This window comes from Flavobacterium sp. T50_26 (genome assembly GCF_057652995.1).
Window position 1 is genome coordinate 22178 of record NZ_JBYFCC010000019.1, and the last position, 12705, is coordinate 34882.

A 12705-nucleotide genomic window follows, 5' to 3' on the forward strand; every position below is an offset into this window, starting at 1 on the left:
CATTTTTTTAATCCCAACATTCCATTAAAATTAAATCGCCTTCTTCGTGTTCGATGGTCACTATGCCATCTTCGTTAACATGATTACTGCTTCCGGTTCTGTAGCCGATTGTTAATGAATCATTTTCTAACGGATAAAATAAATTTCGAGAATGAATGCCATGAACAGCTCCAATTGGAATCAACGAAATGACAGTGTTTTTAGGATACCATTTTTCATATTTTTTGGGAATAAGAAATATTTTAGAATGATCGTCAAATAAAACAATTTTCAATTTATTTCTGAACTTTACAATGGAAGTGATATTGGTTATAGTATGATCGGCTCTTTTACCGGTTGCCCAAACGACATTTACAGCAGGAAAATTTCGTTCAACCAAATAATCAAACGCTTTTTCTAAATCGGTTTTGTTTTGGTCGGGTGTGTGAACGATTTCAAGCGGATATTGAATTTCTTTGTAATAATTAGCATCAAAATTTCGATCAAAATCACCTAATAATACATCTACTTTAATACCTAATTCAATCACACGACTAATCGCAGAATCTAGCACAATTACAATCGGCGACCATTCTAACAACTGTCCTAGCAATTCTTCGCTACAAGCGGCACCATTGGCAATAATTAGTGCTGGTTCTTGATCGTCTCGAACTATGTGATGTGATGACATTTTTTTTTTCTCACAGAAAACACAGAAAACACAGAAAATTTTGTGTAATTCGTTTTCTAATTAATAATTCTAATTATACTTTCTTTATCTTTCAGATAATCAGCGTTAAAATTTACTAGAAGCCCCAGTTTCTTATTTGTTAATTTCAAATAGGTTAACAATTGTTTTTTATGAACATTTTTTACTTCTTCAACTGATTTTATTTCAATGATAATGCTATCATTTACTAATATATCTAATCGATATCCTAAACCTAAATCTTTACTTTTATAAATTACCGGCAAGTTAAGTTGACATTTAATGTCAAATCCTCTTTCTTCCAATTCATAACACAATGCGGCTTCGTAAACACTTTCTAACAGACCTGGCCCCAGTTCTTTAAATACTTCAAATATAGCACTTCTTATTTCATAAGTTAATTCATTATTTTCCATTCATCTTATATTTTATAATTTCAAAAACATAAAAATGTATGAATTAATCTTATTAAATTCAACATGGGCTAAAATATATTTTTAATAAACAATCAAAAGTCACAGAATCTATTTCAGTGTTTTCTGTGCTTTCTGTGAGAAATTTTTAGAAAGAAATCACTCAATAATATACTCATTAATTTCTGTTTGACTCAATCTAAAATAACCCAACGCAAAATTATCAAAATTTGTTTGATTAACTATGTTACCTCGAACGGTGGAAGTTGGTGTACTAAAGGGACCTGCATTACTTCCCGTTTGAGCCAAAAGTATGTTGAGGTAATTGAAATAATTTTGCGAAACGCCATTCATTGTAAATGTCAATGTATCGCCTGGTACTAAATCTTCGCTAAAATATAATCCGAACATTTCATTGTCTTCAAAAAAGCGATCTTCTAAAACACCATATTCGGGAATTACTTTGTAAGGATCAAAAATACCTAAAAAATAAAAATTAGTCTCATTCGGAATGTCATTAAAGAAGAATTTTACTTCCACATCCTCGCCTAAAACACCGCCATCATTACGTTGTTCAACACGAATAACTTCTGGAGTGGCTAATAATCTTTCGGTTGAAGTATAGGTTTCACCATCATAAACAACAACTAATGTATACGTTTCATTGACAACCGGAACAAAATCTGAACAAATATATAAACCGGGTTCATCTAATTGTGTAAAAGTAAAAATCGTACCTTCACTATTGGTAATGGTTACAATTGCATCTGTAACCGGCGGAATTTCCTCTGCAAAATAATTTGTGGTGGTTGATAGTTTTACTGCCTGAATATTTCCAGGCGTATTTCTTACCCAATTAATGGAAGCTTCGATTACTAATTTTGGCGGAGCTGTATTCAAATCAACATCCACAACTTCTTCGCATCCAAATGTTAAGAGACTGATTAATAGTAGTAAACTATATTTGAAATGTTTCATTACTTAAAATTTAAAATTATACGTTACACTCGGAACAATTCCGAAAATAGATAATCGAACTGCCTCATTTTTAGCTGTTTCATCATTTTGACGAAAAGTTATCGAAGCCGCATTTTGACGATTGTAAATATTATAAAAACCAAAAATCCATTCGGCTTGCCATTTTCTATCTTTATTTTTGCGAGGTGTTAATGTCGCAGAAACATCCAAACGATGATAGGTTGGCAAACGATCTTCATTTCGAAGACCATAATTCGGAACAGTGATACCTAAATATTCATATTGACCATTTGGGAAAGTGACAGGCTGACCTGTTTGAAGGGAAAAATTAGCTCCAAAACGCCATTTTTCATTCAATTTATAATTTCCAACTACTGAAATGTCGTTTAATTTGTCGAAGCCTGTTTTGTACCAATTTCCGTTGTTAATTCCGGTTTCTTCAGGTGTTCTTCCCAACACTTGTTGTTCGGTTCTGGCTAAAGTGTACGATAACCAACCGTTGAATCGACCTGCATTTTTTCTAAATAAAACTTCTAATCCGTAGGCTCTTCCGCGGCCGTTTAAAACGACTCTTTCAATGGCTTCGTTGGCAATTAAATTAGCACCATCAATATAATCTACGCGATCTTTGATGTCTTTGTAATACGTTTCCACTTCAACAGAATAAGCATCATCTTTAAAATTTTGAAAATAACCAATAGCATATTGATCTAATAATTGCGGTTTCAAAAAGTTGTCACTTGGAGCCCAAACATCCAATGGAGTAGGCGATTGTGTATTTGAAATCAAATGCAAATACTGACTCATTCGGTTATAACTTGCCTTGATGGATTGATTGTCATTCAATGCATACGAAACAGAAAAACGTGGTTCCAAATTGTTGAAACTGGCAATGGTTTTATTTTTTCCATAAGAAACTGTTCCAATCGGAGTAGCACTTTCATAAATTTGAAAATCTGAATTAAAATTGACTGCTTGATTGTTTTCATACACATTCAACGTTTGCTCGCCTAAACGTAAAAAGTTACTGTATCGAAATCCATAGGAAACCGTTAGTTTTTCGGTTAATTGATGTTCGGCATCTACATAAACAGCCGATTCTAATGCATATTTTCTATCTAATTGGTCTTCATTAATGCCTGAATCCGGACGGCTAGGTTCAATTTTACCGGGATTAAAATCATAATAAATCGTATTTAAACCATAGGTTAATTTCAATTTATCGCTTAAATAATGTTTGAAATCATATTTGAAGTTGTAATTTTTGATACCACTATTCCATTCGAAACCAACAAAATCCAATTCTAAGCCATAATAATAATCCGAATAAATGAACGACATATTGCTGAATAATTTATCCGAAAACAAATGATTCCATCGTAAATTCAATACCGCATTTCCATACGTGTTCACAAAAGCATTATTCAAACTAAACACATCACGACCAAAATAACCCGAAAAATACACGTTGTTGTTGTCATTTATTTTGTAACTCAATTTTGTATTCAAATCATAAAAATAAGCGGAATTGTCATTATCAGTTAGTCTTAAAAATAGATGAGCATACGAACCTCTTCCTGCAACCAAAAATGAGCCACGCTCTTTTACAATTGGACCTTCCGCCATTAATCGACTGGAAATGATGCCGATTCCACCATTAACATGATATTCCTTGCTGTTTCCTTCTTTTTGATAAATATCCAAAACGGATGATAATCTTCCGCCATAACGAGCAGGAATTCCACCTTTATATAATTTTAAATCTTTTATTGCATCGGGATTAAAAACCGAAAACAATCCAAATAAATGCGAAGAATTATAAATGGTTGCTTCGTCCAACAATATCAAATTTTGATCGGCTCCACCACCACGAACGTTGAATCCGGACTGACCTTCGCCGGCACTTGTGACACCCGGTAGAGTAAGCAGGGATTTCACAATATCAACTTCTCCCAATAAAACCGGCATTTCTTTGATTTCCTGAATGGAAAGTTTATTCACACTCATTTCAGGTTTCCTAATTTCGGCTTTGGCTTTTCGTTCGGTTAAAACGACTTCGCTCAACTGTTGACTCGACTCGAATAATGAAAAGTTTTTTCGAATATTTTTGTCTAAAACAATAGTTTCCTCAATGGTTTGAAAACCAACATAACTAATTTGAATTAGATAAGTTCCTTTTGGTAAGGAAATAGAATAAAATCCATATTCGTTGGTAGTTGCTCCCGATTTTGTGTCAGTTACAATGATGTTAACTCCGTAGAGCGATTCATTGCTTTTTTGGTCGGAAATTGTTCCGCTAATCGTGAATTTTTCTTGAGCTTGTAACATCGTAATCGACGATAGAAGAAAGAGGAAAGTGAGACTAATTCTTTTAAAAAACATAGACTTCTTTTTTTAACAAATTTGATGAAATTTTTTCAGAAATTTTATACATCAATTGTTAAAGTACGGTTAATAAAAAAGAGACAATCGTGCAGAATGTCTCTTTTTTATAGGTGTAAATAGTATCTTTAATTCAACTTCGCCAAAACTGCATTTAATGTCTCACTCGGACGCATCGCTTTTTCTAACAATTTAAAATCAGGTTTGTAATAACCACCGATTTCTTGCTTTTTGCCTTGCGAACCAATCAATTCTTCATTGATTTTAGCTTCATTTTCAGTTAATTCTTTAGCAATAGGAGTGAAGAGGGTTTTTAATTCTTCATCTTTATTTTGTTCTGCTAAAGCCTGAGCCCAATAGAATGCCAAATAAAAATGTGAACCTCTGTTGTCAATCTGACCTACTTTTCGGGCTGGCGATTTATCAGTTTCTAAGAATTTTTCGGTAGCCACATCTAATGTTTCTGAAAGAACCAACGCTTTAGAATTATTTAACGACTGACCCAAATGTTCCAAAGAAACGCCAAGAGCTAAGAATTCGCCTAATGAATCCCAACGCAAATAGCCTTCTTCGATAAATTGTTCCACATGTTTTGGAGCAGAACCACCGGCACCGGTTTCAAATAATCCACCGCCATTCATTAACGGAACGATGGATAACATTTTAGCTGAAGTACCAACTTCTAAAATCGGAAATAAATCAGTTAAGTAATCACGTAAAACATTTCCGGTTACTGAAATGGTATCTAATCCTTTGATTATTCTTTCTAAAGTGAAAGTAGTTGCATCAACCGGATTCAAAATTCGAATATCTAATCCGTTTGTATCGTGATTTTTTAAATATAAATTTACTCTTTCAATAATTTGTCTATCGTGAGCTCGATTATCATCCAACCAAAAAACAGCAGGCGTGTTAGATAATCTTGCACGGTTTACGGCTAATTTTACCCAATCTTGAATAGGAGCATCTTTCACTTGACACATTCTGAAAATATCGCCTTTTTCAACACCTTGTTGCATTAAAACTGCTCCTTCTCCATTAATTACTTTAACTGTACCAAAGTCATCTATTTGGAATGTTTTATCGTGCGAACCATATTCTTCCGCAGCTTGAGCCATCAAACCAACATTGGGAACACTTCCCATCGTTTTCGGGTCAAAAGCTCCGTGTTTTTTACAAAAGTCAATTGTAGCTGTATAAATTCCGGCATAGCATCTATCCGGAATAATCGCTTTGGTATCTTGAGGTTTTCCTTCTTTGTTCCACATTTGACCGGAAGTTCGAATCATTGCCGGCATTGAAGCATCTACAATCACATCCGAAGGAACGTGGAGATTTGTAATTCCTTTATCAGAATTTACCATCGCAATCGCTGGTCCTTTTGACATTGCTTCCATTAAAGCAGCTTCAACTTCTGTTTGTTTTGGATGACCGGAAATTTTATCATACACATCACCCAAACCATTTTTAGTGTTTACGCCCAATTCTTTGAATAAATCGGCATATTTTTCAAATACCTCTGCAAAGAAAACATCCACGATAGCTCCAAATATAATGGGGTCGGAAACCTTCATCATTGTTGCTTTTAAATGTACAGAAAACAAAACATTTTTTGCTTTAGCATCTTCAATTTCGTTGGCAATGAATTGTTTTAATGATTTCAAGTTCATTACAGAACTGTCTATAATTTCTCCTGCTTTTAAAGGAGTAGTGTCTTTTAATATTTTAGTTGAACCGTCTTTTGCTTCAAAAACAATTTTGAAAGTAGTTGCTTCCGGTATTGAAACAGATTGCTCACTTCCATAAAAATCACCACCGGTCATATGAGCAACGTGCGTTTTTGAGTCAGCACTCCAAGCACCCATACTGTGTGGATGTTTACGAGCGTAATTTTTAACAGCTTTTGGAGCACGACGATCGGAATTTCCTTCACGAAGAACGGGATTTACTGCCGAACCTAATACTTTCGCAAATTTAGCTTTAATGGTTTTTTCTTCTTCAGTTTGCGGATTTTCAACAAAATCAGGAATGGCATAACCTAATTTTTGTAATTCGGCAATCGCATCTTTTAATTGTGGAACAGAAGCGGATATATTTGGAAGTTTGATGATATTGGCTTCCGGAGTAGTGGCCAGTTGACCTAATTCGGCTAAATCGTTATTGATGCGTTGGTCTTCTTTTAAATATTCTGAGAAGTTTGAAATGATTCTTCCGGCTAACGAAATATCTTTGGTTTCAACGGATATATCTGCAGGAGCAGTAAAGGCTTTCACAATCGGTAAAAAAGAATGAGTAGCAAGCATAGGAGCTTCATCCGTAATTGTATAAATAATTTTGGATTTTGACATGATGGTATTATTTGTTTGTGTTTGTTTGTGACAATTCCTAAAAAAATCAGGATTACAAAGATAAGAAAAATGAAGTGGAATTCAGGTAGATTCTATAAACGAAAACGATTGAATTATGGATATGATAATCTGAACTTTAAAAATTAACAATTTGACAAAAAATGAATTAAAAATTGAGCGAGTTGTTAAAATTGACAGAAATAAAAAATCCCGTTCTGAATTTCAAAACGGGATTCTTTATGAGTAGAAAGTTGATTATCTTCTTCTTTCTTTGATTTTTGCTTTTTTACCTGTAAGGTCTCTGAAGTAGAAAATACGAGCTCTTCTAACTTTACCTCTTTGGTTTACTTCTACTTTTTGAAGTGCAGGCATGTTAACAGGGAAAATTCTTTCCACACCAACAGCTCCTGACATTTTACGGATAGTGAATGTTTCAGTTGCACCTGATCCTCTTCTTTGAATTACAACTCCTTTAAAGAACTGGGTTCTAGTTTTTTCACCCTCTTTAATTTCATAATAAACAGTGATTGTATCACCTGCTCCGAATTCCGGAAAGTCTTTTTTTGTAACAAATTCGTCTTGAACGAATTTCATTAAATCTGCCATAACAATTAAGTTAAAATAGTGATTATCAGAGCAACATACACGATTATCGTCAGAGGTTAGTCCAAATGTGGGTGCAAATTTACAATTTATTTTGAAATTACAATTAAATTGATTGATTTTTATTTGTTATTGAGTATAGTTATCTGCTCCAAAATAGCTTCATTCGTCACAGAAAACGGTTTTTCATTTCGAATACAATCATACACTTCATCAAATAAACCATTAAAATTTCCTTTTTGAGATGGAACTCGCTCAGTAATCACATTGTTATTTTCATCAACATAAGTCAATTTTCCGTCTTTGTTTTCCAATTCCAATCCAAAATCAGGATGATTCGGAGCCATACCTGCCATCAATTGATTTTCTTGTTCGTCACAAAAATATTTGATAAAACTTCCTTTTGTGCCGTGAATCACAATGCCGGGTTGAATATCCAATACATGCATACTCACGCTTATAAAAGCATTCACTTGATTCTCAAACAAAAGATGAACAAACGCATAATCATCCACTAAAGTGCCATTTCGATACATTCCTTTTTGTACATAATGCTTTTTCGGTTTGCCGAAAATTGAAATCGCTTGGTCAATTAAATGCGAACCTAAATCGTATAAAATTCCGCTTCCCGGCAATTCATTTTCTTTAAATCCTTTCGCACTGATATCGGGACGAAAACGATCAAAACGCAAATGAACTTCAACAATATTGCCTAATTTTCCTGATTTTAAGATTTCTTTTGCCGCACAAATATCGCTGCTCCAACGTCGATTTTGATAAATTAAAAGTTGTTTGTTAACCGATTTTGCAATCGTCATCAATTCCAAAAATTCTTCCGGTGTCGCTGTTGCAGGTTTTTCTAATAAGACGTGTTTTTTTGCTTGCAAACATTGTTTAGCCAATTCAAAATGCGTGTTGTTTGGCGTGTTGACAACGACTAATTCAATCGAATCATCAGCCAAAAGTTCTTCTAACGAAGCATAACTTTTTACATCCGGAAAATCATTTTTTGCTTTTTGGTTATTTCTTTCCAAAACAGCATTCAATTCAAAACCTTTATTCGTAGCTAAAAAAGGAGCGTGAAAAATTTTACCGGAAAGTCCGTAGGCTAAAAGGGCTGTTTTGATTGGGTTCATACTATTTTTTATAATTTTTATAACGGCGAAATGACATTTATTCACAAAACCAACTCCACATATAACCGTTCAAAAGTTCCATCCAAATCAACACTCAAACCAGTATGAGGTCTTGATGTTTGTATGCTCGAACTCTTTACAGCAGTTAACCATCTGAATCGTTCTGCTATATCAAAAGCAGCAATCGGACCACCGTCTTTTTTGCCGGAGCAGATTTTTGAAAAGGCTTCTAAATTTATTTTCAACTGTGATAAGTCGAATTCAGCATCAAAAAAAAGAATTTTTTCAGCCGGAATTTCATATTGAATCCGCAAATATTTTTGATGTTTACAAAAAACCATCAAACCGATATTAATGAATTCCTCACGTTCCACCTTTGGTACAACGCGAATTACGGCGTACTCATATAAGTGTGGTGCGGACATCTTGTGCTTGTTTTAAAAATACGGATGCATTGGCCAATCGAATCGATAAAAATTGAAAATAAACTTCTTTTATTTCAGTTGGCGTTATTGCTTGATCTTCCCAAAGTAACCAATCTTCCGGAATTTGATTTACAATTTTACGTAAAACAGTATCGTTTAATTTTGATGTAAATTCGTTGTTTACTTCCTCCAAACGAGTGGCTTTTGGCAACAAAACGTGGTCTTTAATCAGTGAAAAAGGAGTCAACGCATTGGCTTTCCAATTATCCCACGAATGATGGAAATAAAAAGCAGCACCGTGATCAATTAGCCACAGTTCTTTTTTCCAAATCAATAAATTGGTGTTCTTAAAAGTGCGGTCAACATTGGTAATATACGCATCTAGCCAAACAATTTTGGATGCCAAAAGTGCATCACAATCATTCACAGCCGCATCATAAGTCAAAGCTCCCGAGAGAAAATGCAAACCTAAATTCAGACCTTGACTACCTTGCAACAAATCTTGAATTTCCTCATCACCTTCGGTTCTTCCAAAAGCTTCATCAAGAGTAGCAAAAACTAATTCAGGAACGGGTAAACCCAAAAATCGTGCAATTTGACCACCCAAAAATTCAGCAATCAACGCTTTTACACCGTGACCGGCACCACGAAATTTTAAAACATACTTAAAATCATCATCAGCTTCGGCCAAAGCAGGCAAAGAACCACCTTCTCGTAAAGGAGTGATATAGCGGGTAACATTTACGGTTCGTAAATTGGTGTGCATAAAATTGGAATTTCAATAACAAAGATAGTTAAAAACAAAAGCTTCTTAACCAAAAACAGATAACACACAACTGACAACGGAAAACTACTCCTCCAACAAATCCGGCCGTCTATTCTTCGTATGTTCATACGCTTGATTCTCACGCCATTTGTCAATTTCTGCAAAATTTCCACTCAACAAAACATCAGGCACTTTCCAGCCTTTGTATTCTGCCGGACGTGTGTAGATTGGTCCGGACAACAAATTATCCTGAAAACTATCTGTCAAAGCCGATGTTTCATTACTCAAAACACCCGGAATTAACCGAATAATTGCATCACTCAATACCGCCGCACCCAATTCACCACCTGAAAGCACATAATCACCAATCGAAATTTCTTTCGTAATAAAATGATCGCGAACCCGTTGGTCAACACCTTTATAATGTCCGCAGAGAATAATAATATTTTTCAACATCGACATCGAATTCGCCATTTTCTGATTTAGCGTTTCACCATCGGGCGACATATAAATCACTTCATCATACTCGCGTTCGCTCTTTAATTTCGCAATACAATCGTCAATCGGCTGAATCGACATGACCATTCCGGCACCACCGCCAAACTGATAATCGTCCACACTTTTCTGTTTGTTGGTCGTATAATCACGCAAATTATGCACGTGTACTTCCACCAAACCCTTATCAATGGCACGTTTCAAAATCGATGCTTCAAACGGACTTCGTAAAAGCTCGGGCAAAACCGTGATAATATCAATTCGCATACAAATAATTTTTGGCAAAAATACTTATTTTTCAGAAGCTATTCCGGCTTTTCACTACAAGTTTTTTTCAAAACAAAAGTTTTGTAAGCCTCGGCAAGAGCTCCCAAGGTCGCTTTGCCAAGCCAACAAAACTAATTTGTTTTTTCAAAAAAGCTTTCCGCTTCAATCCGGGCTAGGGGATTGTGCTTTCAAAGGAAATTCATTTTCAACAATCAGCATTCATAAAAATAAGGTTAATCAACAATAATATCTTAAATTTGCACCTCAATTAAAATAAATCAAATAATGGAAAACGGAATATACGCTAAATTCAATACCACAAAAGGTACCATTTTAGTAAAATTGACACACGATAAAACCCCAGGAACGGTTGGAAACTTTGTTGGCCTAGCCGAAGGACAATTAGAAAACGACGCCAAACCAATGGGAAAACCGTACTATGACGGATTAAAATTTCACAGAGTTATTTCTGATTTTATGATCCAAGGTGGATGCCCACAAGGACAAGGAACCGGCGGACCGGGTTATCAATTTGACGACGAATTTCACCCTGATTTACGTCACGATGCACCGGGCGTTTTGTCTATGGCAAATGCCGGACCAGGTTCAAACGGTTCGCAATTTTTCATCACACACGTGGCTACACCTTGGTTAGATAAAAAACATTCGGTATTTGGAAATGTGGTGGAAGGACAAGATGTTGTTGATGCAATTGCTCAAGGCGATGTGTTAGAAACCCTAGAAATCGTTAGAGTAGGCGAGGAAGCTCAAAAATGGAATGCCATCGAAGCATTCAGAACATTTGAAGGCTCTCGTGAAAAAAGAATTGCAGAAGAAAAACAAAAAGCAGAACAAGCATTAGAAAAATTAGCCGCCGGTTTCGAAAAAACAGAAAGTGGTTTACGTTATAAAATCATCCAAAAAGGAAATGGAAAACAAGCTGAAAAAGGAAAAACTGTTTCGGTTCATTATTCAGGCTCTTTAGAAAACGGAGTAGTTTTCGATTCATCATACAAAAGAAAACAACCAATCGATTTCCCACTCGGAAAAGGTCACGTAATCGAAGGCTGGGACGAAGGAATTCAATTATTACAAGTGGGAGATAAAGCTCGTTTTGTCATTCCTTCGTATTTAGGTTATGGTTCTCGTGGAGCCGGTGGCGTAATTCCACCTGATGCTACGTTGATTTTTGATGTGGAGTTGATGGAGGTGAAGTAGGGATGTTGCGGGTTAAGAGTTACGGGTTTTAAAGTTGGAGGCCTTTTCTTCAAAGAAATTTTCACCAAATTAATTCCTTCAAATCCATTATAGCAAAGCTATCAAAATTTGCGAAAATCCATTAAATCTTTAAAATCCGTGTTCAATTAAAATTATAGAAGCATTCTGAAAAGAGTGCTTCTTTTTTTGCACTGATTTTGTCATTTCGCAAGATGACGAAGTCGAAATAGACCCGAGCGGTAGCGAACTGGCGAAGCAATTCTCCTGCAACGCAGGCAGTCTAAGTAAAAAAAAATATTCTAGAATTTTCAATTTTTAAAATCCGTGTTCACCAGCGTTTAGCTTTGCTAATCTATTTAATCCGCGTTCTAACTATTTTGGAATAACTTTTGATTTCGTATCTTTACAACATCATCAAATTACTATGAGAATTCTATTTTTATTTTTTCTACTCCTTAACTTTTCTGCAAAAGCACAAGTCATCAACGCACAACATTGCGGGTATGATTTTACTTCCTATTTGGTAATAAATGTTCACGAAAAAGGAAAAACAGAAACGATAAAAGGATTGCGAATTACCATTGCTGATAGTTTGGGTAGAGAAGTCATCAACGTTAATAATTTATTGAGCTGGACAAACAGAAATGAACCGCTGGTTTTTAAACTCAATCATAAAATAGACAATAATAACAATAAAGTGTCAACCGATGCACCGGATTCTAAATGGTTTTTTCCGTTTGCGAAAGAGAATTATTTACTTTCTGTTGCTACTACTTTTAAAGCAGAAAACTATTTTATCAAAATTCAAGACATTGATGGTGATGAAAACGGAGGACATTTTGAGACACAACTCATCCAACTTTATCCTTTTAATATGTATATTTTGTGTTCTTCTGAAAATGAACGTCAAGCTCAGCAATTCGGCCCTCGAACCAATCGCCCAGTGGAAGTGATTTTGGAAAGAAAAACGAATAAATAAAAAAAGG

General features: G+C 35.0%; 12 protein-coding genes. 2 read left to right on the plus strand and 10 right to left on the minus strand.

All coding sequences use genetic code 11. From position 1 onward, the window contains the following. Positions 1–7: 7 nt before the first annotated feature. The 10 genes from AC23MC_RS11870 to trmD all read right to left on the minus strand — a co-directional run bounded on the left by AC23MC_RS11870 (position 8) and on the right by trmD (position 10501). On the minus strand, positions 8–670 hold the full coding sequence (locus tag AC23MC_RS11870) for a thiamine diphosphokinase (protein WP_487568573.1): 663 nt from the start codon (positions 668–670) through the stop codon (positions 8–10). 56 nt (positions 671–726) lie between these two features. Next, complete coding sequence (locus AC23MC_RS11875; protein WP_248434585.1) at positions 727–1104, minus strand: GxxExxY protein; 378 nt, start codon at positions 1102–1104, stop codon at positions 727–729. 156 nt (positions 1105–1260) lie between these two features. Next, a complete protein-coding gene (locus AC23MC_RS11880; protein ID WP_487568574.1) occupies positions 1261–2079 on the minus strand; it encodes a DUF4249 domain-containing protein in 819 nt (272 codons plus the stop codon). Between the two features lie 3 nt (positions 2080–2082). Then, positions 2083–4461: a TonB-dependent receptor gene (locus AC23MC_RS11885; protein ID WP_487568575.1), complete on the minus strand. Its 2379-nt coding sequence runs from the start codon at positions 4459–4461 to the stop codon at positions 2083–2085. 128 nt (positions 4462–4589) lie between these two features. Continuing rightward, positions 4590–6812 (minus strand): NADP-dependent isocitrate dehydrogenase, encoded by a 2223-nt coding sequence (locus tag AC23MC_RS11890; protein WP_487568622.1) that lies wholly within the window; start codon positions 6810–6812, stop codon positions 4590–4592. A 252-nt stretch (positions 6813–7064) separates the two neighbouring features. Continuing rightward, the gene (gene rplS, locus AC23MC_RS11895; RefSeq protein ID WP_188362613.1) at positions 7065–7415 is read right to left on the minus strand and encodes a 50S ribosomal protein L19; all 351 of its coding nucleotides are present in this window, start codon (positions 7413–7415) and stop codon (positions 7065–7067) included. Positions 7416–7534: 119 nt separating this feature from the next. Then, on the minus strand, positions 7535–8548 hold the full coding sequence (locus AC23MC_RS11900; protein ID WP_487568576.1) for a Gfo/Idh/MocA family oxidoreductase: 1014 nt from the start codon (positions 8546–8548) through the stop codon (positions 7535–7537). A 41-nt stretch (positions 8549–8589) separates the two neighbouring features. Further along, positions 8590–8973: a DUF3037 domain-containing protein gene (locus tag AC23MC_RS11905; RefSeq protein ID WP_487568577.1), complete on the minus strand. Its 384-nt coding sequence runs from the start codon at positions 8971–8973 to the stop codon at positions 8590–8592. Beyond that, a complete protein-coding gene (locus AC23MC_RS11910) occupies positions 8951–9739 on the minus strand; it encodes a HipA family kinase (protein WP_487568578.1) in 789 nt (262 codons plus the stop codon). Before AC23MC_RS11910 ends, AC23MC_RS11905 begins: the two co-directional genes overlap by 23 nt. 84 nt (positions 9740–9823) lie before the next feature. Next, a complete protein-coding gene (gene trmD / locus AC23MC_RS11915; protein ID WP_487568579.1) occupies positions 9824–10501 on the minus strand; it encodes a tRNA (guanosine(37)-N1)-methyltransferase TrmD in 678 nt (225 codons plus the stop codon). Between the two features lie 285 nt (positions 10502–10786). Between trmD and AC23MC_RS11920 the strand changes: the two genes are divergently transcribed. Together AC23MC_RS11920 and AC23MC_RS11925 are read left to right on the plus strand one after the other, a co-directional pair. Continuing rightward, the gene (locus tag AC23MC_RS11920) at positions 10787–11719 is read left to right on the plus strand and encodes a peptidylprolyl isomerase (protein ID WP_487568580.1); all 933 of its coding nucleotides are present in this window, start codon (positions 10787–10789) and stop codon (positions 11717–11719) included. Between the two features lie 424 nt (positions 11720–12143). Beyond that, on the plus strand, positions 12144–12698 hold the full coding sequence (locus AC23MC_RS11925; RefSeq protein ID WP_487568581.1) for a hypothetical protein: 555 nt from the start codon (positions 12144–12146) through the stop codon (positions 12696–12698). The last annotated feature ends 7 nt before the right edge of the window (positions 12699–12705 follow it).

Bases quoted from the DNA above. Each gene is read 5' to 3' on its own strand.
- rplS (WP_188362613.1), bottom strand. From the start codon at position 7,415: ATGGCAGATTTAATGAAATTCGTTCAAGACGAATTTGTTACAAAAAAA.
- AC23MC_RS11920 (WP_487568580.1), top strand. From the start codon at position 10,787: ATGGAAAACGGAATATACGCTAAATTCAATACCACAAAAGGTACCATT.
- trmD (WP_487568579.1), bottom strand. From the start codon at position 10,501: ATGCGAATTGATATTATCACGGTTTTGCCCGAGCTTTTACGAAGTCCG.
- AC23MC_RS11870 (WP_487568573.1), bottom strand. From the start codon at position 670: ATGTCATCACATCACATAGTTCGAGACGATCAAGAACCAGCACTAATT.
- AC23MC_RS11905 (WP_487568577.1), bottom strand. From the start codon at position 8,973: ATGTCCGCACCACACTTATATGAGTACGCCGTAATTCGCGTTGTACCA.
- AC23MC_RS11925 (WP_487568581.1), top strand. From the start codon at position 12,144: ATGAGAATTCTATTTTTATTTTTTCTACTCCTTAACTTTTCTGCAAAA.
- AC23MC_RS11875 (WP_248434585.1), bottom strand. From the start codon at position 1,104: ATGGAAAATAATGAATTAACTTATGAAATAAGAAGTGCTATATTTGAA.
- AC23MC_RS11885 (WP_487568575.1), bottom strand. From the start codon at position 4,461: ATGTTTTTTAAAAGAATTAGTCTCACTTTCCTCTTTCTTCTATCGTCG.
- AC23MC_RS11910 (WP_487568578.1), bottom strand. From the start codon at position 9,739: ATGCACACCAATTTACGAACCGTAAATGTTACCCGCTATATCACTCCT.
- AC23MC_RS11900 (WP_487568576.1), bottom strand. From the start codon at position 8,548: ATGAACCCAATCAAAACAGCCCTTTTAGCCTACGGACTTTCCGGTAAA.
- AC23MC_RS11880 (WP_487568574.1), bottom strand. From the start codon at position 2,079: ATGAAACATTTCAAATATAGTTTACTACTATTAATCAGTCTCTTAACA.